This is a genomic window from Streptococcus parasanguinis (assembly GCF_964238605.1).
Taxonomy (GTDB): Bacteria; Bacillota; Bacilli; order Lactobacillales; family Streptococcaceae; genus Streptococcus; species Streptococcus parasanguinis_AJ.
Genome location: NZ_CAXSMM010000007.1, coordinates 1 through 25144 on the forward strand (window position 1 = coordinate 1; position 25144 = coordinate 25144).

Annotated in this window: 20 protein-coding genes and 1 riboswitch; of the genes, 8 read left to right on the forward strand and 12 right to left on the reverse strand. The window is 44.6% G+C overall.

Annotation, left to right across the window (positions count from 1 at the left end; genetic code table 11):
• Nucleotides 1–212: 212 nt before the first annotated feature.
• The 6 genes from ACESR9_RS06380 to pflB form a co-directional block, all read right to left on the reverse strand.
• Nucleotides 213–1475 carry a hydroxymethylglutaryl-CoA reductase, degradative gene (locus ACESR9_RS06380; RefSeq protein WP_373106114.1) on the reverse strand — a complete coding sequence of 421 codons (1263 nt, stop codon included), beginning with the start codon at nucleotides 1473–1475 and terminating at the stop codon, nucleotides 213–215.
• Complete coding sequence (locus ACESR9_RS06385) at nucleotides 1475–2647, reverse strand: hydroxymethylglutaryl-CoA synthase (RefSeq protein WP_373106116.1); 1173 nt, start codon at nucleotides 2645–2647, stop codon at nucleotides 1475–1477. Before ACESR9_RS06385 ends, ACESR9_RS06380 begins: the two co-directional genes overlap by 1 nt.
• Before the next feature lie 186 nt (nucleotides 2648–2833).
• Nucleotides 2834–3064, reverse strand: coding sequence for a hypothetical protein (locus ACESR9_RS06390; protein ID WP_373106118.1), 231 nt, complete (start codon nucleotides 3062–3064; stop codon nucleotides 2834–2836).
• 106 nt (nucleotides 3065–3170) lie between these two features.
• A complete protein-coding gene (locus ACESR9_RS06395) occupies nucleotides 3171–3638 on the reverse strand; it encodes a threonine/serine exporter family protein (RefSeq protein WP_003005049.1) in 468 nt (155 codons plus the stop codon).
• Nucleotides 3639–3642: 4 nt separating this feature from the next.
• A complete protein-coding gene (locus ACESR9_RS06400; protein WP_373106120.1) occupies nucleotides 3643–4401 on the reverse strand; it encodes a threonine/serine exporter family protein in 759 nt (252 codons plus the stop codon).
• Nucleotides 4402–4819: 418 nt separating this feature from the next.
• Nucleotides 4820–7135, reverse strand: coding sequence for a formate C-acetyltransferase (gene pflB / locus ACESR9_RS06405; protein WP_003005386.1), 2316 nt, complete (start codon nucleotides 7133–7135; stop codon nucleotides 4820–4822).
• Nucleotides 7136–7395: 260 nt separating this feature from the next.
• Here pflB and dinB point away from each other — a divergent pair, with 260 nt between their 5' ends.
• The gene (gene dinB, locus ACESR9_RS06410; protein WP_003005006.1) at nucleotides 7396–8502 is read left to right on the forward strand and encodes a DNA polymerase IV; all 1107 of its coding nucleotides are present in this window, start codon (nucleotides 7396–7398) and stop codon (nucleotides 8500–8502) included.
• A 233-nt stretch (nucleotides 8503–8735) separates the two neighbouring features.
• On the opposite strand, the gene recD2 is transcribed toward dinB, so the two are convergent.
• The 3 genes from recD2 to rnhC form a co-directional block, all read right to left on the reverse strand.
• The gene (gene recD2, locus ACESR9_RS06415; RefSeq protein ID WP_373106170.1) at nucleotides 8736–11168 is read right to left on the reverse strand and encodes an SF1B family DNA helicase RecD2; all 2433 of its coding nucleotides are present in this window, start codon (nucleotides 11166–11168) and stop codon (nucleotides 8736–8738) included.
• Between the two features lie 67 nt (nucleotides 11169–11235).
• A complete protein-coding gene (lepB, locus tag ACESR9_RS06420) occupies nucleotides 11236–11886 on the reverse strand; it encodes a signal peptidase I (protein WP_003008799.1) in 651 nt (216 codons plus the stop codon).
• Nucleotides 11887–11889: 3 nt separating this feature from the next.
• Nucleotides 11890–12789, reverse strand: a complete 900-nt coding sequence (rnhC, locus tag ACESR9_RS06425; protein ID WP_373106123.1) for a ribonuclease HIII — start codon at nucleotides 12787–12789, stop codon at nucleotides 11890–11892.
• A gap of 136 nt (nucleotides 12790–12925) precedes the next feature.
• On the opposite strand from rnhC, the gene ACESR9_RS06430 reads away from it, so the two are divergent.
• The 5 genes from ACESR9_RS06430 to ACESR9_RS06450 all read left to right on the forward strand — a co-directional run bounded on the left by ACESR9_RS06430 (nucleotide 12926) and on the right by ACESR9_RS06450 (nucleotide 19429).
• Nucleotides 12926–13216 (forward strand): hypothetical protein, encoded by a 291-nt coding sequence (locus ACESR9_RS06430; RefSeq protein ID WP_003005477.1) that lies wholly within the window; start codon nucleotides 12926–12928, stop codon nucleotides 13214–13216.
• Nucleotides 13217–13226: 10 nt separating this feature from the next.
• On the forward strand, nucleotides 13227–13781 hold the full coding sequence (locus tag ACESR9_RS06435; RefSeq protein WP_373106124.1) for a CvpA family protein: 555 nt from the start codon (nucleotides 13227–13229) through the stop codon (nucleotides 13779–13781).
• A gap of 73 nt (nucleotides 13782–13854) precedes the next feature.
• Nucleotides 13855–16194, forward strand: coding sequence for an endonuclease MutS2 (locus ACESR9_RS06440; RefSeq protein WP_373106126.1), 2340 nt, complete (start codon nucleotides 13855–13857; stop codon nucleotides 16192–16194).
• A gap of 159 nt (nucleotides 16195–16353) precedes the next feature.
• Nucleotides 16354–17772 (forward strand): C69 family dipeptidase, encoded by a 1419-nt coding sequence (locus ACESR9_RS06445; protein ID WP_373106128.1) that lies wholly within the window; start codon nucleotides 16354–16356, stop codon nucleotides 17770–17772.
• Nucleotides 17773–17901: 129 nt separating this feature from the next.
• A riboswitch (glycine riboswitch) is annotated at nucleotides 17902–17996 on the forward strand.
• A gap of 101 nt (nucleotides 17997–18097) precedes the next feature.
• Nucleotides 18098–19429: an alanine/glycine:cation symporter family protein gene (locus tag ACESR9_RS06450; RefSeq protein ID WP_373106129.1), complete on the forward strand. Its 1332-nt coding sequence runs from the start codon at nucleotides 18098–18100 to the stop codon at nucleotides 19427–19429.
• Nucleotides 19430–19482: 53 nt separating this feature from the next.
• On the opposite strand, the gene sstT is transcribed toward ACESR9_RS06450, so the two are convergent.
• Nucleotides 19483–20700, reverse strand: a complete 1218-nt coding sequence (sstT, locus tag ACESR9_RS06455) for a serine/threonine transporter SstT (protein WP_223141596.1) — start codon at nucleotides 20698–20700, stop codon at nucleotides 19483–19485.
• 137 nt (nucleotides 20701–20837) lie between these two features.
• Between sstT and ACESR9_RS06460 the strand changes: the two genes are divergently transcribed.
• Nucleotides 20838–21686: a mechanosensitive ion channel family protein gene (locus ACESR9_RS06460; protein ID WP_342977579.1), complete on the forward strand. Its 849-nt coding sequence runs from the start codon at nucleotides 20838–20840 to the stop codon at nucleotides 21684–21686.
• A 182-nt stretch (nucleotides 21687–21868) separates the two neighbouring features.
• On the opposite strand, the gene ACESR9_RS06465 is transcribed toward ACESR9_RS06460, so the two are convergent.
• Together ACESR9_RS06465 and gdhA are read right to left on the reverse strand one after the other, a co-directional pair.
• Nucleotides 21869–22186: a hypothetical protein gene (locus tag ACESR9_RS06465; RefSeq protein ID WP_373106130.1), complete on the reverse strand. Its 318-nt coding sequence runs from the start codon at nucleotides 22184–22186 to the stop codon at nucleotides 21869–21871.
• 278 nt (nucleotides 22187–22464) lie between these two features.
• The gene (gene gdhA / locus ACESR9_RS06470) at nucleotides 22465–23811 is read right to left on the reverse strand and encodes an NADP-specific glutamate dehydrogenase (protein WP_003004977.1); all 1347 of its coding nucleotides are present in this window, start codon (nucleotides 23809–23811) and stop codon (nucleotides 22465–22467) included.
• A 299-nt stretch (nucleotides 23812–24110) separates the two neighbouring features.
• Here gdhA and ACESR9_RS06475 point away from each other — a divergent pair, with 299 nt between their 5' ends.
• On the forward strand, nucleotides 24111–25046 hold the full coding sequence (locus ACESR9_RS06475; RefSeq protein WP_049474144.1) for a dihydroorotate oxidase: 936 nt from the start codon (nucleotides 24111–24113) through the stop codon (nucleotides 25044–25046).
• Nucleotides 25047–25144 lie beyond the last annotated feature (98 nt).

Sequence of the window (25144 nt, forward strand, 5' to 3'; positions counted from 1 at the left end):
AGCCCACTCAACCACTGCGTCTTGCTCGACAATCCAAAAATAATTGAGAGGCTAGGACTTTTGTCCCAGCCTCTTTTAGAATGTAAATAAACTGTTTTTTTACATAAAACAAGCTAAGTGATGCAGAATAATTAAAACTGATACATACCAATAGGCTCATTCAAAAATGACTTTGTCTTCAATCTGAAAACGAAAACCTTGTCTCAGTTCTTTCATTTTCTCAATTCTTGTAAGAGTGTTTGTGCCTTTTCTAAGTTAAAGGGTTTATTTTCAAGGAGTTGGCTGACCAATCGTGGAACTTCCTCTTCCTTAGCTCCTGCTAGAAGGGCTAGGGAGCGTGCTTGGAGTTTCATATGTCCTGCTTGAATCCCTGTGGTGACAAGGGCTTTGAGGGCTGCGAAATTCTGCGCCAAACCGAGCGAAGCGATGATACCTGCTAATTCAATAGCAGAAGGTTCTCCTAGCAAACGGTGGCTGACTTGAACCGTTGGGTTGAGGCCGATAGAGCCCCCTTTTGTCGCAACCGGCATTGGCAGGGTGATCTCTCCATAGAGTTTTTTCTCTTTCGGCTGACTTGTCCAGTGGCTCAAGCCCTTGTATGAACCACTTTGTGCAGCATAGGCATGGGCTCCTGCTTCGATGGCCCGCCAGTCATTGCCTGTTGCAAGGACCAGGGCATCAATCCCGTTAAAAATTCCCTTGTTATGAGTGGCTGCACGGTAAGGATCCACTTGAGCCAGTTGGCTAGCTAGCTCCATCCGGTGGGCAATTTCAATAGCTTCCTCAGGATTTCGACTCAGTGCTTTAAAATCGATGGCACACCGTGCACTCACTAAAGAGCGAGTAGCCAAGTTAGATAAAATTGCCATCAAGGCCTGACCACCAGAGAGTTCCTGGATGCGATCGGTCAGAGCTTCCAGCATCGTGTTGAGCATATTGGCCCCCATGGCTTCTTTGGGATCGACAGCCAAGTAGACAATAAGAAAGTCCCCCTTGTTTTCGACCCAAAGATCCCTCGCTCCACCTCCACGATTAACGATAGAAGGATAGGCTTCATTAGCGAGCTGAAGAAGGGTTTCCTTGTCTTCGAGGATGCGCCTGCTAGCAACTTCTATGTCTTCAACATCCGTCAGAGCAATCTCACCGATCATTTGGCGCTGGTGCACCTGGGTGGTGAAGCCGCCCGAACGTTGGATGAGCTTGGCTGCAAAGCTGGCAGCCGCGACCACGGATGGCTCTTCTGTGACCATGGGAAGGACATAGTCACGACCATTGATCAGGAAATAAGGAGCAAGGCTAAAAGGCAAGTCAAAAGTCGACAAGACATTTTCTGTCAATTGATCTGCAATAGAAAGGGGAAGTCCCTTTTGTTCTTTTAAGATCTGTGCTTCATCCCAAGTTAAGAGGCCTTCCTTCAGTAAGGCCTCTATGCGTTCTGTGGGAGAAAGTTTTGCAAAACCTGGTAATCGTGCCATTATTTTTCTACTTTCTGGTAAGTGCGTTGGTGTTCCTTGATCTCTGTCAAAGCAAAAGTTTGATTCGTAGCAGGCTCAAACACTTGATTGCCATTAGGATCTAGATCTACTTCCTCATAAAAGAGTCGTTCGTAGTCAGCAACACTAAGAACTGTACGTTGGTCCAATTTTTCCATGCGTTTGTGATCTAAGAGTTGCTCAAAACCAGGAACAAGGTTAGCACTAAAGATCTCAGAAACCGCTCCACTTCCATAGCTAAAGAGGGCGATTCGGTCTCCAGCTTTGAGTTGGGGGTCATTTTCCAGTAGTGACAGCAATCCTAGGAAAAGAGATCCAGTGTAGATATTTCCCACGCGTTGGCTGTATAGAATCGATTGATCAAAGTTGTATTGTAATTGATCTTTTTTCTCTTCTGATAATGACTTATCCAAAATTTTTTTCAAGCCCTTGAGAGCTAATTTCGGATAAGGCAAGTGGAAGCAGACGGCCGCAAAGTCTGTTAAGGCAAGGCCAGTCCGTTTCTGGTATTCCGCCCAGGTTGTTTTCAGAGAATCTAGATATTGTTGCGTTGAATAAATCCCATTCACAAAGGGAGTTGTCGCGTAATTTGGACGCCAAAAATCCATGACATCGCGTGTTTGGGCAACATTATCATCGTTAAAAGATAGAATACGAGGATTTTGGCTGATTAGCATGGCAACCGCTCCAGCCCCCTGTGTTGGTTCACCAGGAGTCCCAATTCCGTATTTAGCAATGTCACTGGCAATGACCAAAACCTTACTCTGTGGGAATTTTTCAACATGGAGTTTAGCATAATCCAAAGCAGCAGTTGCAGCATAGCAGGCTTCTTTCATCTCAAAAGAGCGGGCGAAAGGCTGGATATCTAGTAAGCCATGGACAAACACAGCAGCAGCCTTACTCTGGTCAATTCCAGATTCTGTCGCAAGAATCACCATGTCGATCGCTTCTTTATCTTCGTCTGTTAAAATATCATCTGCTGCAGTAGCAGCCAATGTGACGATGTCTTCTGTGATCGGTGCCACGCTTTGTTCTTTTAAGAGAAGACCCTTGCTCAGTTTTTCGGGATCGGTATCACGAGCAGCGGCCAAATCTTCTAAACGCAAGACATAAGGGCTCGTCGCAAAACCAATCTTATCAATCCCAATTGTCATTCTTAACCTCTTTTTTATTTGATATCTACTAGTATATTTCGTTACTATTTTACCATATTTAAGGGTAAAACTCCTTTGAAAAAGCTAGATCAGCAAGGAAATCATTCTCGGGACCGATTTTGCAATGTTTCAAAGAAAAAATAGAGAAACTACAAAAAAAGCCATCCTTAGATGGCTTTTCAACTCTTATCCTTGCTTATCTTTCTTAGGGTTACTCATAACCCGTATGAAGAGTTCTTTGCATTTGTCTCTTAGAACTTTTTCGTAGAAGACGAGTATAGCGATGTACACAATTAGAAAGTTCAAGGTCAGATAGAACAAGTCAAATGAATTACGGGCATAGTAAGTCGCTGATTGATAGGAGGGGAAGGCTCCTAGGATCATCCAAGGAAGATACTTGATATACTTGTTTACCATCATACAGCACCTCGCATCCTTTAAAGGATTTGTTATTTCACTATTATTGTACTCCTTTTAAACAAAAACGCAAGCGATTACATAGATAAGTTTTGAAAAACCAATGCTAGTTAGCATTGGTCATTTTTCTTTTTTGATGGCGTTGGTAAGAATGGTAGAGTTTCAAGACAACAGAGCCACTAGCCATCCCGATGGAGATCACCAAGGCCAGAATAACCACCAGGGTCACGCTGGTCACTGCCTGACGATATTGGCCACTGACAAAGAAGGAAGTGGTCCGATAGGAAATATATCCAGGAACCAAGGGTGCGAGAATGGACAACATAAAGACCACGACAGGCGTCTTGAGAATGATACTTAAAATCTGACTGATACAGGAGCCGACAATGGCTGCGATAAAGGTTGCTACGATGACATTGGTAGGCCCTTTCAGGATATAGTAAAGTAGCCAGATGCCCATCCCTAAGATTCCTCCAGGAATCAGCATGGAGCGCTGCACATTGAGGACGATTAAAAAGGTGATGATGGCAATCAAACTGGCCACCGCTTGGATTAAAAATTCAGTTAGGTTCATCATTTTATTTCATAAGGACGAGGGCGACCGTTGTACCGGCACCAAGTGCAAGAGTAATGAGAAGAGTCTCAAAGAGTTTGCTCATCCCAGAGTTGAGGTGGTAATTCATCAGATCTCGGACGGCATTGGTCATGGCGATTCCAGGAACGAAGGGCATGACACAGCCTGCGATAATGAGATCGGTATTAGAAGGAAAACCACTATAGCGCGTCCAGATATGGGCCAAAAAACCAAAGACAAAGGCGGCTGCAAAGGCAGTGGCAAAAGGAATGCGAACGTATTTCTCAACGACAAGAGAAAAAGCAAAGGCAAAGACAGTCGCAATACCTGCTCCAATCGCATCATAGAAATTTCCTCCAAACATGATGGAGAAGAAAGGCGCACTGAGGGTTGCCGCAATGGTCAACTGGAGATTGGTATAAGGGACGCGCTTCATTTTCAACTCGCTCAGGGCCTGGTAGGCTTGCTCGAGGTTGATCTCTCCAGAGACGAGTTGACGAGAGATCTGATTGACATCACAGACCTTTTCAATATTGTAATTGGTCCGCAAGATCCGTTTCATGCGCGTGACATTGGCATTCTCAATTGAAAAGAAAATAGCGACTGGCATCGCTAAAACATTACAATCGACGATTCCCTGTGAATGGGCGATCCGGATCATGGTATCTTCGACCCGGTGAATCTCAGAACCGCTCTCTATCAGGAGGGTTCCAGCTAACATCAGGACGTCGATCACTTGGTTGATCTGTTTTGACTCTTCCATAATTTCCTTCTTACTAAATAATCTGTTTCTATTATAGCAAAAAAGGACGAGAGACAGAACTAAAATCTGACAATTCTAGTTTGTTTCTTATCCTTTCTGAATTCGTTTAGAATAGCTATTGTTTAGGCTTATCATTCGCTAACTCGGGTGGTGGTGCTGCACGGTGCTGTCCTGGACGAGAAGGGTTGCTAAAAAGATCAGTGCAATCAGGATAAAGAGCCAAATAATAGCGAAAATAAATGTTAAAAACATAGGATCACCCCTTCTATATTATTTACAGCTCTACTATAACACTTGGAGAAAGCGCTGTCAAACTCTATATAGTAGGCTCTTAAACTCTTTCAAAATTCAGAATACTCTTGCGATGGGGATGAAAAAACCAGCCGTTTCCGACTGGTTTTTAAGACCTATTTGAATCTTAGTTCAAGGCATCATCCATTGAAAGAACTTCGTGGAAGACACGTTGTGTCAATTCAGTTTTTTGTTCTGGAGTGAGGTATTTAGTGTTTACGCAGTATCCAGAGATACGAACGATAACGTCTTCACCTGACATAATCTTTTCGTAAACATCGTTCAAGTCCATAACGTTCAAGTTACAGTGTTGTCCACCGTTTTCGAAGTATCCATCAAGGATGGTTACCAAGTTATCAACTTGTTCGTCACGAGTTTTACCAAGAGCACGTGGTGATACTTGAGTAGTGAGTGAGATACCATCAGCTGCGTAACCAAAGTCAAGGCTAGCAAGTGAGTTCAAGTTTTGCAACCATCCACCTTTAGCTTTGTTAGATGGGTTAGCACCTGGTGAGAAGAATTCCAATTTAGACAAGTTCACAGAACCATCTTCGTTGAGGTATACCCCTTTGTGGACTGGTGAGTTACCAGTTTGTTTAGAGTAAGCAACGTTAGAAGTGATGGTAAGAAGTGAAACAGTTGCTTCAGCGTTCTTGTAAAGTTTGTGGCTGCGAAGACGAGTAGTGTAAGCTTCGATCAACCATTCTGCCAATTCGTTAGAACGTGGGTCATCTTCACCCCAACGTGGGTATTCACCGATTGTTTCGTAATCGTAGATGTAGCCATCTTCGTCACGGATTGGTTTAACAGTAGCGTATTTGATTGCTGACAAAGTATCAACAGTGTTAGCGAATCCACAGATACCGAATCCCATGTTAGCGCGTTGGTGAGTTGGCAAGAAGGCCATTTGAACAGCTTCGTAGTTGTACTTATCAGTCATGTAGTGGATGATGTTCAAAGCATCTACGTAAGTGTCTGTCAACCAGTCAAGAGATTTTTCGAAGTTTGCTTTAACAGATTCGAATTCAAGAACTTCGTCACGGATTGGATCGATGTCAAATACTTTATAGTCTTTATGAACATCGTCGTAACCACCGTTCAAACCAGTAAGAAGAGCTTTAAGAACGTTAACACGAGCACCGAAGTATTGGATGTTGTGGCGTTGTTCTTCGTTTTCTGGGTCAAGTGGAGATACACAACATGAGATACAGCTCATTTCACCGTATCCGTCTTTCGCCATTGTTGTTACACCTTCGTATTGGATAGAAGAGTGTTTATGGCTCATATGCATACAGTAGCGACGGAAGTTGTATGGCAATTTGTCAGTCCAAAGAACTGTCAAGTTTGGTTCTGGAGAGTTACCGATGTTGTCCAAAGTGTTCAAGAAACGGTAGTCCATCTTCGTAACACGGTGACGACCGTCGTTACCCATACCAGCCATTGATGTTGTGATGAAGGTTGGGTCACCTGAGTACAATTCGTCGTAAGCTTTTGTACGAGCAAATTTAACAGTACGCAATTTCATAACGAAATCATCAACGAATTCTTGGATTTCTGATTCAGTGTAAGTACCACGAGCTAAGTCACGTTCAGCGTAGATATCCAAAACGATTGGCACACGTCCAAGAGAAGTAGCAGCACCGTTGATCACACGGCAGACAGCCATGAAGGCGATGTTTGTCCATTGGATCGCTTCTTTTGTATCGAAGGCAGGACGACGTACGTCTACACCATAAAGGTCACCCAATTTAACAACTTCTTGAAGTGCTTGATATTGAAGGTTTACTTCTTCACGAAGACGGATTGATTCTTCATCGATTTCAGTAATAGAGTTCCAGTCGTTTGCTTTTTCAGCCATCAAGTAGTCAGCACCGTAAAGAGCCAAACGAGCATAAACCCCGATGATACGTCCACGAGAGTAAGCGTCTGGAAGACCAGTTACAGTGTGAGCGTGACGAGCACGACGGATGTTAGAAGTGTAAGCGCGGAAGATACCGTCGTTTACAGTTGTAACGTATTTTGTGAAGATTTCATGAACTGCAGGATCTGGTTCGTATCCATTTTCTTTCAAAGTAGTTTCCGCCATACGGATACCACCACGAGGCATGAAGTTCAATTTGAACAATTCATCATTTTGGATACCGAAGATGACTTCGTTTTCTTTGTCGATATATCCAGCTGCGATATCAGCGATAGATGTTGGACGGTTATCGTATGGGAAACGAGTTTCTTCGTAATGAGCTTTTGTTTCTTCAACAATCTTCTTGATGTGAAGAGAACGTTCAGTTGGACCAGCTAGGAAGCTTTCATCTCCATCATAAGGTGTGTAGTTAGCTTGAACGAAGCGAGAAACGCTTGCTTTTTCTTTCCAATCTTCACCTTTGAAGCCTTCCCAGGCTTTGTCAAAAATATCTTGTGCTTCAACGACTGTTTTAACAACCATTTTTATTTTCCTCTATTGTCTTTCTAGCAACTATATCTGTTGCACTTACAATAGTAGTATACCATACAGAAACCGGTTACACAAAGACAAATTGCGAAAAATAGCAGATTCTTTTATAATACAGTTTCAACTCTTCTGCTATACTGTACTACATTTTTGAAAATGAACACGAATTTCCATCAATTTTCATGTTTTTAGGAGGGGCCGATTTTTGCAATTCTAAAATTTTCTTCTTATAATAGAAAAAAGGAGGGTGAAAAATGCTGATATTTCCATTGGTGAATGATACGAGTCGCAAGATTATTCATATTGATATGGATGCATTTTTTGCTGCGGTCGAAGAAAGAGACAACCCTAGTTTAAAGGGGAAGCCTGTCGTAATTGGCCAGGACCCTCGTCAATCAGGAGGGAGAGGTGTGGTCTCGACCTGTAACTATGAAGCAAGGAAATATGGCATTCATTCGGCGATGAGTTCTAAAGAAGCACTAGATCTTTGTCCCCAAGCGATCTTTATCTCTGGAAATTATGAAAAATACCGAGAAGTGGGCGAGCAGGTTCGTGAGATTTTTAAGCGCTATACAGATCTGATCGAGCCTATGAGTATTGATGAAGCCTATCTAGATGTGACGGAAAATAAAATCCAGAGCAAATCAGCTGTCAAGATTGCTCGCTTGATTCAGCATGCAATCTGGGAAGAGCTGCATCTCACAGCTTCAGCAGGTGTCTCTTATAATAAGTTTTTGGCAAAGATGGCAAGTGACTACCAAAAACCCCGTGGCCTAACGGTGGTCTTGCCGGAGGATGCCGAGGATTTCCTGAGCCAGATGGACATTGCCAAATTTCACGGGGTAGGAAAGAAGACAGTGGAGCGACTGCATGAGATGGGTGTCTATACTGGCGCGGATCTTTTAGCTATCCCGGAGATGACCTTGATCGATCGATTTGGGCGCTTTGGCTATGATCTCTTTCGTAAGGCGCGAGGGATTCACAATAGCCCTGTCAAGAGCCATCGCATTCGCAAGTCGATCGGAAAAGAGCGGACCTACCGCAAGCTCCTTTATGCTGAAGATGATATTGTAGAAGAAATTGTAAATCTATCCAGTAAGGTGGCCCAATCGCTGGAAAAACACGGCAAGCAAGGAAAGACCTTGGTCTTAAAAGTGCGCTTTGGAGACTTCACCACCCTGACCAAGCGGGTCACACTAACAGAGCCAACACGAGATGCTGAGCGGATCAATCGTTCCGCTCGCCATATTTTTCAAGAAATCGAATCGACAAATACTGGAATCCGCCTCTTGGGTGTCACCATGACCAATTTCGTCGATCATACTGAGTTACCTTTGGTGGAAGAAAAAGAAAACGACTAGTTTGTTTACTAGTCGCCCTAAGATTGATGACAAAGTTATCTTAGAAACTTTCCTTAGGTGAGTACGGACGTCAGCGAACTTCTACGAAGTTCCATAACTTAGTTTTGAACCTAAAGTTTCAAAACTCCCGAGTGCTAGAAACCATAGTGTTTCTAGCACTTTTCTCACGGCGGAAAGTTTCAGCTGTATTTGAATGAGCCTTAAAAAAATATATTATTTTAATTTTTGGGGTATCAATTAGGTTGTTTGACATCAAAAAAGGCTGCAATCTCTTCTTCAGTCAGTCCGATCATAGGAGAGATGGTGTGGAGATTGTCTTCTGTCAGTCGATAGACAGTCGGTTCATCAGACTCAGCCTTCCTTTCAACAGTCCCTTTCGTGCTTCGTGCGGATTCGACTGTAGCAGAAGCGGTGGCAACGGATGAAGAAGAGGATTTGGTCGCCTCGCCTCCGTCCAGGTCCTTGAAGCGCTCCACCAAGTAGGTCTTGCGCGCAGTACCGGTATTTTTAGTAGCGTAATCAAAGGCGCTGTATTCTCCTAAGAGGATCAGTTTGCTCTTAGAGCGCGTGATGGCAGTATAGATCAAATTGCGCTGCAACATCCGGTGGCTTTGATTGGTAATGGGTAAAATCACTACCTGAAACTCGCTTCCTTGCGATTTGTGAATACTCATCGCATAGGCTAAGCGAATCTTGTACCATTCATTGCGCGGGTAGACGATTTCATTGCCATCAAATTGGATGGTCAATTCATCTTGCTTGGATTCCGTATATTTTCCCGGGAGAAGATCGGTAATGTAGCCAATATCTCCGTTAAAGACATTGCTTTCTGCATCATTGACCAGATGGATGACCTTGTCTCCATCGCGGTATTGGCAGTCTGGTGAGTCGAAGACGACCTGGTCTTTGACAGCTGGATTGAGAAGGTCTTGCATGAGTGTATTGATGTTGTCAATGCCGGCCTGGCCCTTGTACATAGGTGCCAAGACTTGGATGTCTCGTGCAGGGATCTGACTGCGAAGGGCAGCAGAAGTGATTTGTTCGATCATCTTAGGGATGTGTTCGCTTCCGGCTTCGAAATAAGAGCGGTCGGCTTTTCGTTCTGTGAAATCTTGAGGAAGCTTGCCCTGGCGAATATCTCCTGCTAGTGAGACAATGGTCGAGTCCTCACTCTGACGGAAAATATGTTCGAGTTTGGTCTGAGGGATGCTTGGGATCTGCAAGAGATCGGCTAAGACTTGACCAGGGCTGACAGAAGGTAATTGGTCTGCATCTCCCACAATTAAGAGTTTGGTATCCGTTGCGATGTTGCTAAGTAATTGATTAGCCAGCCAGGTATCGACCATAGAAAACTCGTCCACAATGATAAAGTCTGCGTCTAGATAGTCCTCTAAGTGGCTGGTGTCATCATCTCCTGTCATCCCCAAATGACGGTGGATAGTGGCACTCGGAAGTCCTGTCAGCTCATTCATGCGCCTAGCTGCTCGTCCCGTTGGGGCAGCCAAGAGGATCGGCAGGTCTTGTTTCTTACGAAGATCCAGCTGGTGGAGTTGGGCATAGACACTGATCATCCCATTGATAACAGTGGTCTTTCCTGTCCCAGGACCCCCTGTGAGGATAAAGACCTTGTTTTGGATAGCTTGGTGAATCGCCTCTTTTTGAATGGCATCGTAGCGAATCCCCAAATCTTTTTCAACCTCCTCAATCGCCTGGTTGATTTTCTCAGGGTCAAATGAAGTTGACTTTCCTTTTTCTAGGAGACGACCGATATGACTGCGAATCCCTTCCTCCGCAAAGAAGAGGCTGTTGTCAAAGATCTTGGTGTCCACGTTTTGGACCTTGTCTTCCTCGATGAGGCGTCCTAATTCTTGGGCGACAGTGGAAGGATCCAATTCTACTGGACGAGCGGATTCCAACAGGTCAATGGTATAGCGCAGGAGGTCCTTGGCTTCGATAAAGGTATTTCCAGTCTCAATAGAGTAGCTAAAAAGGCTATGGATCAGACCCGCGCGGAAACGCTCAGGGGCGTCACTTGCAATGCCCAATTCTTCGGCTAGTTGGTCCGCAATTTTAAAGCCCATGCCTTGGATATCTTCCACCAATCGGTAGGGCTGTTGCTCCACGATCTGGAGGGTTTCTTCTTTATAAAAGTCTTGGATCTGAAAGGCCAATTTATTGGGAATGCCATAGTTGGCTAGTTGGGCGAGAATGCGCTCCGTTCCGTAATTCTGACGGAGTTTTTCCACAAAAGCCAGGCGGTTTTTCTTGGAGAGACCTGTGATTTCTTCTAATTTTTCAGGGGCCTCCAAAATTTTGTCAATGGTATCGTCCCCATAGAGGTCCACGATTTTTTGGGCTGTTTTTAGACCAATTCCTTTGAAGTGATCGCTGGAAAAATATTTCACCAAGCCTTTGCTAGAGGGTTTGGCACGTTCATACCGACTGATTTTGAGTTGTTCTCCGTATTTAGGATGATGGACCAGCTCCCCCCAGAAGGTGTAGTCTTCGCCTTCCATGATATCTGCCATGGTTCCTGTCACAATAATCTCAAAATCATCAAAATCTTCGGCATCGGTATCGCTGATGTCGAGCAAGAGGATTCGAAAAAAACTGCTAGGATTTTCAAAAATAATGCGCTCAATAGTACCAGAAAAATAATATTCCATCATTTCTTTCCTTTTTATAAAGCGAGGCTGGGACATACTTGTCTCAGCCTCAGTCTGTTAATCTATACTAATAAGTTTTGAAAGGGTAGATAGGCCATAGTCTAAAGACGGCTTGCCCTTTGATTTGTTCTTTCTTGAAAGCTCCGACTTGACGGCTATCTTTTGAAACGATCCGGTCATCTCCAAGTAGGAGGTATTCATCGTCGAGCAACTTCAAGGTAAATTTAGGATTGCCATCCTTGTCTACTGTAAAAGCTTGGGCTGTATTGGCCAATTGGCGGAAGAGTTCTCCATTTTCTTCGAACCCTTTTCCAGTGTATGTTGATTGCAATTTATCTTTTTTGAAACGAGCGATGTAGTCTTTCAAATAGGGCTCATTGGTCTTTTTCCCATTGATGTAGAGGGTATCGTTGTCGTACTGAATGGTATCTCCAGGAAGACCGATGACCCGCTTGACAATGTCCTTGGTTTTGCCGTCGTCGTCTTTTTCATTGGCAACGACAATGTCGAAACGATCAATTGAGAGGTGGTTGACCACAAGGAGATACTCGCTATCTGCTAGGGTTGGATCCATCGAATGGCCGTCCACCTTGACCGGAGCCCAGAGGTAGATGCGAGAGGCGATAATGAGACCAACAATAATACTGAAGAGGCCCCATTCTTTAAGGAATCTCACCACTGGTGAGCTAGATGACTGTTTTGAACTTCTTTTTGACATAACTTATCTTTCTAGTAATTTCTTTGCTTTTTCTGTGTTTTTAAAATGGAGTTTGGCACAATAACCCAGAGCCTTCATCCCGTAGGTCTGAAGCAATTTAGCAGCGACTTGGTCTGACTTCGCTCCTGCTCCACTAGGGAGATTAAAGCCCAGTTCCTTGCCCAGATCTTCTAGATTTTGAAGGAAGAGATTGCGGGCGATGATGGAACTAACTGCAACCGCTAAATATTTGCTTTCTGCTTTTTCTTCCAACTCAATGGCTTGGGTGACCTGATTTTTTTCAGCTTTCACGTATTTTTGGTAGTTTTTAGCCGTCGTAAAGGCATCGATCACAATTCGTTCTGCTTGGATTCCTTTATTCAATAGAAGATAGATAGCCTGATTGTGCAGGGCCACTTTGACCGAAACAGCATTGTAGCCAGAAGCAATGACTTCATTGTACTTCTTTGGAGACAATAAGAGTGCTTGGTGCTGGATGTTTTCCTCAAGGAGAGGAGCCAATTGCTGAATTTTTCGATCATCCAAGGTCTTTGAATCCCCCACACCGAGCTTTTTGAGCCAGTCGTGCTGGTCAGGTGTGACAAAGGATGCAACAACGGTAAGTCCACCAAAATAAGAGCCGTTTCCGACCTCGTCGGTTCCGATCATGGCTAAATCTTGTCCTGCAGATGAAGTGGTAGAACCTTTAGGGTTCCCAGCATCTTGCCCGAAAAAGGTCAGGTAAGGAGTAAGGTCAGTGCCCTGAAGCAAGACTTTTCCAGACTTGTAGATCGAAACGGTCGCTCCCTCTAGTCGAAAGAAATAATCCATATGAGGATTCTTGCTTTGAGTGAGAGAACTGCGATAGGTATGGATAAAATCAAGGATTTGCTCCTGTGTTGGAGTGAGTGTCATACTTTCCATAACCACTATTGTACCACAAATTCAGGGAGAGAGGGAGCAAAAAGAAAGAAAGAATCCACTGGAAAATCCCTGTGAAGAGGGGCTTTGCTACTGACAAAGCTAGCCTTTTTTGGTATAATACCGTGAGGTGATTTTTATGGCGAGCTTAAATAGATATAAATTTACATTTGGAAACAAAGCGCTCACTTTAACAACCAACCATGATAATTTGTTTATGGAAGAAGTCGAACGTGTTGCGAAAGAAAAATACCAAGCAATTAAGGAACAAATGCCAGAGGCAGATGATGAAACCATCGCGATCTTATTGGCAGTAAACAGTTTGTCCATGCAGCTGAATCGCGAGATTGAGTTTGATGACAAAGAAAAAGAATTAGATGATTTTCGTCGCAAGGCTTTAGACGACTTAAAGGATAAATCATCCAAATAAGAGGAGATACATGTTAACTTTCTTAATCTTATTGATTTTGGCATGGAGCTTTTATATTGGCTATGCAAGAGGGATTATCCTCCAGTCCTATTACTTTCTAGTGACCTTAGTGGCCCTCTTGATTGCAGGTGGTAGCTACAAGGGACTGGCCAAGGTGTTGTCTCTATGGGTGCCTTTTTCGAGTCCCACCCAGCAATCGGTGAATTATTTTTATGCCAACCGCTACCTATTTCAATTAGATGACATCTTTTATGCAGGTTTGGCATATGTATTGATTTTTGCGATGATCTACCTGATTGGTCGTGTGATTGGGATCTTTATGCACTTGGTACCCCAGCCAGAAAAACTGGAGGATCGCAAGTATCAAATTGGAGCGGGTGTGATCGCCGTCGTGATAACACTCTTGGTCATCCAGATGGACTTGACTGTCCTCTCAACGGTTCCCATGGCTTCCATCCAAAATAGACTAAATGCAAGTGGATTGATCCGCTTTATCATCCTTCATACCCCGATTAGTTCCAGTCTGTTCCACAACTTGTGGGTGACTGCGATTATCGGAGCTTAAGGAGCAAAAATGAAGAAAGGAGTGAGACAAGTCCGATTCAAGGAAGGACGCTCACTTTTTTTGTAGGAGAAACATGAATAAAAAAATCTTAGATATTCTGGAGTTTGACAAGGTCAAGCAACTCTTTGAACCCTATCTACAGACAGAACAAGGGGAGATGGAGCTAGCAGCCCTTACTCCAACTGATAAAAAAGAAAGCATCGAAACGGCCTTTATGGAGCTAGAAGATATGGAGCAGATCCTCTTGGAAGAGCCTCGCTTTGCCGTATCGACCATTCAAGATGTCCGTTCAGTGGCCAAGCGTTTGGAGATGGAGGCATCCCTCAATATCGATGAATTACTAGCGCTAAAAGCTGTTCTTCGGGTGACACATGAGCTCAAGGATTTCTACGACAACTTGGAAAATGTCCGTCTGGAAAGGCTCAATCGCCTCTTTGACAACTTGGTGGATTTACCTCGCCTACAAGGTGGGCTTCAAGCTATCAACGAAGGAGGCTTTGTCGAGTCTTTTGCTAGCGAAAAATTGGCCAAAATCCGCCGTCGAATCCAGGAAAATGAACACCAAGTTAGAGAGATCCTACAAGACCTGCTGAAAAGCAAGGCCGATATGTTAGTGGATGCTGTGATTGCTAGTCGGAATGGCCGCAATGTTCTACCAGTAAAAAACACCTATCGCAACCGGATTGCAGGGGTGGTCCACGATATCTCAGCCAGCGGGAATACCGTTTATATCGAGCCCCGGTCAGTCGTCAATCTTAATGAAGAAATCGCCAACCATCGAGCCGATGAACGGTATGAAATCATTCAGATTCTGGAGGAATTGTCTGACACCCTGCGCCCTCACGCAGCAGAGATTGCAAATAACGCTTGGATTATCGGTCACTTAGACTTGATCAAGGCCAAGTATCGGTTTATGCGCGATTGTAAGGCAGTGGTACCAGAGGTTAGTAGCAATCGCTCTATTCAGTTCTTGCAACTACGTCATCCCTTGATTGAAAATGCCGTCGCGAATGACCTGCATTTTACCGAAGACTTGACAGAAATCGTGATTACCGGTCCCAATACAGGGGGGAAAACCATCATGCTAAAAACGCTGGGACTAGCGCAAATTATGGCCCAGTCTGGTCTTCCCATCCTAGCGGATCCAGGTAGTCGTGTGGGCATCTTCTCACAGGTCTTTGCAGATATTGGAGATGAACAATCGATCGAGCAGAGCTTGTCGACCTTCTCCAGTCATATGACCAATATCGTATCTATCTTGAATCAAGTGGATACCGCCTCCTTGATCCTTCTGGATGAGTTAGGAGCTGGAACCGATCCTCAAGAGGGGGCTGGCCTTGCTATTGCTATCCTAGAAGACCTGCGTTTACGCGGGATTAAGACCATGGCGACAACCCACTATCCAGAGCTCAAGGCCTACGGAATTGAGACTGCAGGAGTGCAAAATGCCAGTATGGAATTTGACACAGCGAGTCTGCGTCCGACCTATCGCTTCATGCAAGGAGTTCCTGGACGCTCCAATGCCTTTGAAATTGCCCGCCGTTTGGGCTTGTCTGAGACCATTATCCAGGATGCCATGAAGATGACCAATACGGATAACGATGTCAATCAGATTATTGAAAAATTGGAGGCGCAGACCTTAGAAAGTCGCAAGCGCTTAGATACCATTCAAGAGGTCGAACAAGAAAATCTCAAATTCAACCGTGCTCTTCGAAAACTCTATAACGAATTGACCCGAGAGAGAGAAACAGAGCTCAATAAGGCGAGAGAAGAGGCCAAGGAAATTGTGGACATGGCCCTCTCAGAGAGTGACCGTATCCTTCAAGGCCTTCACGCCAAATCCCAGTTGAAACCACATGAGATCATTGAAGCCAAGGCTCAGTTGAAAAAACTAGCTCCTGAGACCGTCGACCTTTCTAAAAACAAGGTCTTGAAAAAAGCCAAAAAGGCGCGTGCTCCTAAGGTAGGAGATGAAATCTTGGTTATCAGCTATGGGCAACGTGGAACCCTGGTCAAGCAACTCAAAGATGGTCGCTGGGAGGCGCAAGTCGGCTTGATCAAGATGACCTTGGAAGAAAAAGAATTCAACCTCATCAAGGCTGAAAAAGAAGCGGCTCAACCTAAGAAACGTCAGGTGAATGTCGTCAAACGATCGAATACGAGTGGGCCAAGAGCGCGTCTGGATCTCCGTGGAAAACGCTATGAAGAGGCCATGCAAGAGCTAGATGGCTTTATCGATCAAGCCCTGCTCAACAACATGGCCCAAGTCGATATCATCCACGGGATTGGAACGGGAGTTATCCGTGAAGGGGTGACCAAGTACCTCCGACGCAACAAACATGTCAAAAGTTTTGAATATGCCCCCCAAAATGCGGGTGGAAGTGGCGCAACCATTGTCACGTTTAAAGGCTAATCGAATCCTAGCTGTTTATCAGCTAGTTTTTTTAAAATTTTACATAATGAAAATATTTGAAAGTTGTTGAAAAGGATTCGCTTTTAAATCTGATTTTCAGTAGGTCCTCCTTTTTAAAAGTGCTATAATAGAGGCAATGAATGATTTGGGAGGATACGCATGCGTAAACGTGAAAGTGCAGATTCGTGTACAACGATTTTAGTCGGAAAAAATGCTAGCTATGATGGTTCGACCATTGTAGCACGAACAGAGGATTCTCAAAATGGCGTTTTTACGCCCAAGAAATTGATCGTGGTCAAACCGGAAGATCAACCGCGTCATTACAAGTCGGTTTTATCAACTTTTGAAATCGAATTACCAGATAATCCAGTTCGCTATACAGCGGTTCCAGATGCCATTCCTAAAGACGGGATCTGGGGAGAAGCTGGGATCAATGTCTATAATGTAGCCATGAGTGAGACAGAGACCATTACGACCAATAGCCGTGTGCTAGGGGCAGATCCTCTTGTAGAGAGTGGCATCGGTGAGGAAGATATGCTGACCTTGGTCTTGCCTTATGTCAAGACAGCCCGCGAAGGGGTCTTGCGTCTCGGAAAGATTTTGGAAGAGTACGGAACTTATGAGTCTAACGGGATTGCCATTTCAGATGTCCATGAAATCTGGTGGTTGGAAACCATCGGAGGTCACCACTGGATGGCGCGCCGTGTTCCAGATGATGCCTATGTGACCAACCCGAACCAACTGGGAAGTGATTATTTTGAATTTGGCAATTCAGATGAGTTTCTTTGTGATCCGGATCTTGAACGTTTTGTCACAGAGCACCATTTGATTTTGGATCAAGAAGGGAAAGGCTTTAATCCACGCTATGCCTTTGGTAGCCAAAAAGACAAGGACCGTCACTACAATACACCGCGGGCTTGGGCCATTCAGAGTTTCCTCAATCCTGAAATCGAGCAGGATCCACGGAGTTTTGAGATTCCTTGGTGTCAAAAACCTTATCGTAAGGTAACGATTGAAGATGTCAAATATGTCTTGAGCAACCACTACCAAGACACTATCTACGATCCTTATGGTCCTGAAGGAGATCACGTGAGTCAGCGGACCTTCCGGACGATCGGGATCAACCGGACCAGCCAGACAGCGATTCTGCAATTGCGTCCAAATAAACCACAAGAAACGACAGGCATCCAATGGATTTCTTATGGCTCCATGCCTTACAATACAGCTGTTCCTTTCTTTACCCAAGTGGATACAACACCAGACTACTTTGCCAATACGACGGCTAAGGTAACAACGGATTCCTTCTACTGGGCCAACCGGATTATTGCGGGACTGGCAGATCCTCACTATGCTCACCATGTTGGTGATTTGGACGATTACCAAGAAACGACAATGGCCTGGGGACATGCGCGCATCAATAAAGTCGATCGTGCACTTGCAGCAGGTGAAACCGTTGATTTTGAGGCGGAAAACCAAGCTATGAGTGATCAAATCCAGGAAGCGACAGATCAACTCTTGGACAAGATTTTGCTCGATGCTAGCAACCTCATGACCAATCACTTCTCCTTGAGTGATTAAAAAGCGTAAATTTTCAGGTGGTTTGCAAGATATTTTCAGAAACGATTGACAAACTTTTGAAAATCAATTAAAATAGAGAAAATTACATACGACCGAATGAAGTTTGCAGGAGCGCGAGTGACTGTGAATGGACGGAACTCTGGAGAGACCAGAAATGGCACCGAAGGGGCAAGGTAGAGGATATATCTACTCAAACTCTCAGGTAAAAGGACAGAGCGAAAGATAGGGGAAGCCCCTATTTTAAGCAGGACCAGAGTACATGTTTAACATGTGCTCTTTCTTTTTCTCTTTTCTGTCGAGCGGTCGATGAAAAAGGAGACAGAAAATGGATCATGTATTGCAGTTTTTTCAGCAGCTCGATAATCTAGTGTGGGGCGCCCCGCTGTTGGTGCTCTTGGTAGGAACAGGGATCTACCTGACCCTTCGTTTGGGTTTGCTTCAGATACGCTACCTTCCAAAAGCTTTTCGCTTGATTTTTACAGAAGATGAGGGACACGGGGATATCTCGAGTTTCGGAGCCCTTGCGACAGCTCTAGCGGCTACTGTAGGGACGGGGAATATTGTAGGGGTGGCTACAGCGATTCAGACAGGTGGCCCAGGTGCCCTCTTTTGGATGTGGATGGCAGCCTTCTTTGGAATGGCGACCAAGTATGCAGAAGGACTCTTAGCCATTCGTTATCGGACCAAGGATGACAACGGTCATATCTCAGGTGGTCCGATGTACTACATTCTTCACGGGATGGGAGAGAAGTGGCGACCACTGGCTATTTTCTTTGCGGTTGCAGGAGTGCTGGTGGCCCTCTTTGGGATCGGAACCATGACCCAGGTTAATTCCATTACGGGATCCCTTCAAGCCAGTTTTGGAACAGCTCCAGAAGTGGCTAGTGTAGTAATTGCGCTAGTGGTTTCAACCATCATCTTTGGAGGGATTCACTGGATTTCCAAAGTCTCTGAAAAAGTGGTTCCTTTTATGGCGGCTGCCTATATCTTTGCGACTGTCACGATCATTGCCTTGCATCTGGACCAATTGCTTCCAGCCTTGAAATCGGTCTTTTCGGGTGCTTTTACAGGGACTGTAGCCATGGGAGGTTTCGCAGGAGCAACGGTCAAAATGGCTATCCAAAAAGGGGTGGCGCGTGGAGTTTTCTCTAATGAATCTGGTCTCGGATCTGCCCCAATTGCAGCAGCCGCAGCGAAGACCAATGAGCCAGTCGAGCAGGGCTTGATCTCCATGACAGGAACCTTTATTGATACCATTATCATCTGTAGTTTGACAGGACTTTCGTTATTGGTTTCAGGTGAGTGGATGGCTAGGGGCAGCACGAGTACCCTGACTCAGGATACGTTTACAGGCGTCTTTGGCCCAGTCGGAGGCATCATTCTGACCCTATGCTTGGTGCTTTTTGCGACCACGACTATTCTTGGATGGTCTTATTACGGAGAGCGGTGTTTCGAATTCCTTTTTGGTGTCAAACATATCAACCTCTATCGGACCTTCTTTGTCTTTATGGTTGGACTGGGAGGCTTCCTTAAGCTGGACCTGGTCTGGGTGATCGCGGATATTGTGAATGGGCTGATGGCTTTGCCTAACCTAATTGCCCTTTTAGCTCTCTCCCCTGTCATCATCAAAGAAAGCAAACAATACTTTAAGAAATAAGAAAACCCAGATCGATGGATCTGGGTTTTCTTGTCTATGTGAGATAGGCTCATTTAATAGCGTTTTTCTTTTGGCCAGCTACTCATTTCGGCGATGGCGGTGAAGAGCACATCTGTCGAAGAGTTGAGGGCTGTTTCGCAAGAGTCTTGGATGACCCCGATGATAAAGCCGACGCTGACGACTTGCATGGCCAAATCATTGGTGATACCAAAGAGGCTACAAGCAACAGGGATGAGAAGGAGAGATCCTCCCGCAACTCCAGATGCTCCACAAGCAGAGATAGCCGCTACGACACTCAGGATGAGCGCCGTTCCAAAGTCAACTTGAATGTGCAAGGTATTGGCAGCAGCTAGCGTCAAAATATTGATCGTCACAGCTGCACCTGCCATGTTTACAGTTGAACCAAGTGGAATGGAGACAGAATAGGTGTCTGGATTCAGCCCCAATTCTTCACAGAGACGCATATTGACAGGAATATTGGCTGCAGAACTTCGAGTGAAGAAGGCTGTTACCCCACTGACACGGAGGCATTTAAAAACAAGGGGATAGGGGTTCTTGCGGATCATGAAAAAGACGATCAATGGATTGATGACCAGGGCTACAAATGCCATGGTACCAACCAAAACAAGTAAGAGAATCCCGTAGTTACTAAGGGCACTGAGTCCTTGGCCAGCGATGGTCGTGAAGACCAAGCCTAAGATCCCAAATGGAGCTAGGTTGATAATCCACTCAACAATTTTTGAAGTGATGTCTGCTAGAGTTTGGAGGAGGTCTTTACTATGTTCACTCGCCTCTCTCATGGCAATCCCAAAGACAGTTGCCCAAGAAAGGATCCCAATGTAGTTGGCTTGCTGCAAGGCGTTGACCGGGTTGTCGACGATCTTGAGCAAGAGGTTACTAATCACTTCGCCAATCCCGTTTGGAGAGGATCCTTCAGCGGCCTTTCCAGTCAGGGTAATGGTGATTGGGAAGATGTAATTGACCAAAACAGCGACGAAGGCAGCTGCAAAGGTTCCTAGGAGATAGAGGACGATGACCTTTTTCATATTGGTCTCTGTCCCTTTTTGGTGTTGGGAGAGAGCGTTTGCGACAAGCGCAAAGACCAGAAGGGGTGCGATCGCACGGAGCCCTCCAACAAAGAACTGACCTAAGAGTCCAATGCCAGATGCTTTCGGGAAGAGAAGGGCTAGGATGACACCAAGTACAATCCCGATTGCGATCCTTTTCATAAGGTTGGTTTTATTCCAAGTGGTAATCAGTCGATGAATCATGTCAGGCCTCCTTAAAAAATAATTAAGGAATATTATACGATAGTGAGGGGGGAAAAGCAATGAAATTTTTAAAAAATAGCCTTATTTCCGAATATTTGATATAATCATACTATTCTTTCTTAGAAAGGCCCGAATAAATGAGTCAAGCTTTCCAACGTTATTTCAGTAAAATAGACTGGACGAAGATTTTTGATGATCTGATATCAAAATGCATCTCTCTGATTTTTGTCTTTCTCTTATTTTTTATCGCGAAAAAGGTCATCCATAGCCTGGTCAAGCGGATATTAACCCCTTCCTTTAAGTATACGGTGCAGGATGAAGCCCGTAAAAATACGATTCTCCGTTTGGTTGAGAGCCTCTTAAACTATTGTTTGTATTTCATCTTGATCTACTGGATTTTGTCGATTCTGGGTCTTCCAGTCTCTAGTCTCTTGGCTGGTGCTGGGATTGCTGGGGTGGCTATTGGGATGGGAGCCCAGGGCTTTCTTTCCGATTTGGTCAATGGTTTCTTTATCCTTTTAGAACGCCAGCTGGATGTGGGAGACAATGTTCGTCTCACGAATGGGTCTATTAATATTGCCGGCATCGTCAGCAGTGTCGGGATTCGGACGACCCAGGTGCGGGACTTTGATGGGACTCTCCACTTTGTTCCGAATCGCAACATCACCGTCGTCAGCAATCTCTCACGTGGTGATATGCGCGTGCTGATCGATATTCCGCTAGATGCAAATACCGATCTCGACAAGATCTATCAGGTGATTGCTAAGGTCAATCAGTCTGAACAAGACAAACACCCAGAGGTGTTGACAGGTCCTACGATTTTAGGCCCACAGATCGAAAAAAATGGTCGTTATTCCTTCCGCATCGCGATGACTGCCCAAAATGGAACCCAGACGACTGTCTATCATACCTACTATAAACTCTACCATGATGCCTTGATGGAAGCAGGGATTAGCCTACCGACAGGAAAGAACGGGATCATGTAACACAAAAAGAGGCTGGGACAAAAGTCCTAGCCTCTCAATTATTTTTGTATTGTCGAGCAAGACGCAGTGGTTGAGTGGGCTCTACTGCGCTGATTTCATCAGCTTTTACAGCCCTACTCAACTGTGCGGAGGTGGGACGACGAAATCGAATTCTAACGAATTACCGATTTCTGTCCCACTCTCTATTTTAAGTAGCAGTATTTGAAATCCAGCTTTTTAATCTGGTCCCAATTTTTTCGAGCCTCTGGTGGCAAGACGATGAGTTGCTGGCGCAACATCGTCGTGATTTCGAGATTTAAGGATTCGATGGGGAGGGCAATGGCTACGGAACTTTTTGCCCTTTGGATCTTGTCCATGCAATATTCAATATGATGGCAAGCTGCACTGGTCTGTGATTGACGGCTAGCTGCGATTTCTTGTCGCATATTGGAGAGTAATTGGACCAATTCAGACTTAAGGAATTCGATCGTATCTGATTTTTCTTGAGCTAAAAGAAACATAAGCACACCTCCTTTTGCTATAGTTTAATACTAATTTATTAAAAATGCAAGGGGGTAAAGTAAAAAAAATAAAATTTTTTTAGAAAAAGATACAGAAAAAGAGAGGGCTCACATCTCCCCACTAGAGACAGTCGAGTCCCTTATCTAAAAAATGGCTTTTCTCCCTTGGTCGGGTTGACTTGACAGAGGTCTGTAGCTATAAAAAAACTCCTGAAACATACTGGTTTCAGGAGTTGAGAGGCTTTGACCCGAAGGTCTTAAAGAAAAATATCGATTGATTATACAAGACCTTGTGCAATCATCGCGTTTGCAACATTTTCAAAGGCAGCGATGTTGGCACCTGCAAGGTAATCTTTACCAAGTCCGTAAGTTTCTGCAGTTGTTTTAGCAGTGTTGAAGATGTTGGTCATGATGTCTTTCAAACGTCCGTCCACTTCTTCGCGTGTCCATGAAAGACGTTGGCTGTTTTGGCTCATTTCAAGAGCAGATACAGCAACCCCACCAGCATTGGCTGCTTTAGCAGGTCCGTAAAGAATACCATTTTCTTTGTATACGTTGATGGCATCGATGTTACTTGGCATGTTTGCTCCTTCAGAGACAACTTTCACACCTTGAGCGACTAAACGTTTTGCAGCATCGCCATCGATTTCATTTTGAGTTGCACATGGAAGAGCGATGTCATAGTTACCAGCATAAGTCCATACAGAACCTTCGTAGTAAGTAGCAGTTGGTTTTTCAGCAGCGTATTCAGTCAAACGTGCACGACGTTTTTCTTTGACGTCTGTAAGAAGGTCGAAGTCAATACCGTTTTCGTCGATCACGTAACCGTTTGAGTCAGATACAGAGATAACAGTTGCACCAAGTTCAGTTGCTTTTTGAAGAGCATATTGAGCAACGTTACCAGAACCTGAGATTACGACTTTCTTACCAGCAAAGCTGTCGCCGTTGGCCTTGAGCATTTCTTCAGTGTAGTAAACCAAACCGTAACCAGTTGCTTCTGGACGGATCAAGCTACCACCGAAACCAAGAGGTTTACCAGTCAAGACACCAGCATCAAATTGGCGAAGGCGTTTGTATTGACCGTAAAGGTATCCGATTTCACGTCCACCAACCCCGATATCACCAGCTGGGACATCAAGAGAAGGACCGATGTGTTTTTGCAATTCAGTCATGAAGCTTTGACAGAAACGCATCACTTCAGCGTCTGTTTTTCCTTTAGGATCGAAGTCAGATCCACCTTTACCACCACCGATAGGAAGACCAGTCAAGACGTTTTTGAAGATTTGTTCGAAACCGAGGAATTTCAAGATCCCTTGGTTAACAGTTGGGTGGAAACGAAGACCACCTTTGTAAGGACCTACAGCAGAGTTGAATTGAACACGGTAACCACGGTTTACTTGGATGTTTCCTTCACGGTCAACCCAAGGAACACGGAAAGAAATTACGCGTTCAGGTTCTGTAATACGAGCCAAGATGTTTTCTTCGATGTATTCAGGATGTTTTTCAAAAACAGGTTCCAAAGTGCTGAGGAACTCTTCAACAGCTTGAAGGAATTCAGCTTCATGGCCGTTACGAGCTTTTACAGTTTCGAAAGTGCTCTGGATATATTCTTTAGCAGTTGTCATGTTAATTCTCCTTTGTGAATGAAACGAAAACCAGCAAACCCGCTAGGGGAGTGGTTTTGAGACAGTTGACAAACAATGTCATGTTTTATTACATGGATCATTATAGCAGACTTTTTTTGGCTTGTAAAGAAAAAAGTTGAATTTTCTGAAAATTTTATCGCGACTAGGAAAGTCCGAATGTTTGGAAGAATTTTTAGCTTTGTTTGTCCGGAAGCTTCCAAGTGATGGTATAATGAAAGAAGAAAATAGAGAGCATCCCGAACGATTCTGTAGGTGGTGTTTCAAAAAAGGAGTACAAGATGGTATCGACAAAAACGCAAATTGCTGGTTTTGAATTTGACAACTGCTTGATGAATGCGGCAGGTGTAGCCTGTATGACCACTGAGGAATTAGAAGAAGTGAAGAACTCAGCTGCGGGGACCTTTGTGACCAAGACAGCGACCTTAGAATTCCGTGCTGGTAATCCAGAGCCACGCTACCAAGATGTGCCGCTTGGTTCGATCAATTCGATGGGGCTGCCTAACCAAGGGTTGGACTATTATTTGAATTACTTATTGGAGTTGCAAGAAACGGATCCTGACCGGACCTTCTTCTTATCTCTCGTCGGCATGTCTCCTGAAGAAACTCATACCATCTTGAAAAAGGTGCAAGACAGTGACTTTAAAGGCTTGACAGAGTTGAACCTATCTTGTCCCAATGTCCCTGGAAAACCTCAGATTGCCTATGATTTTGATACGACAGATCGGATCTTGTCCGAGGTCTTTGCCTATTTCACCAAACCTCTAGGGATCAAGTTGCCACCTTATTTTGATATCGTTCATTTTGATCAAGCAGCAGCGATCTTTAACAAATACCCGCTCAAGTTTGTCAACTGCGTCAACTCGATTGGAAATGGCCTCTACATTGAGGATGAATCCGTGGTGATTCGTCCTAAGAACGGCTTTGGTGGGATTGGCGGAGAATACATCAAACCAACGGCTCTCGCCAATGTCCATGCCTTTTACCAACGTCTGAATCCAGAAATTCAGATTGTGGGGACAGGAGGTGTCTTGACCGGTCGCGATGCCTTTGAACATATCCTTTGTGGGGCTAGTATGGTGCAAATCGGCACGACGCTTCATAAAGAAGGAGTAGGAGCATTTGAACGCATCACTGCGGAGCTCAAAGCCATCATGGAAGAAAAAGGATACCAAAGCCTGGAAGACTTCCGTGGGAAATTGCACTACATTGACTAATCTTTCGAAAAGAACTTCCTCAAGTGGAAACTTGGGGAAGTTTTTTATGAGAGTGGGACAGAAATCGGTAATTCGTTAGAATTCAATTTCGTCGTCCC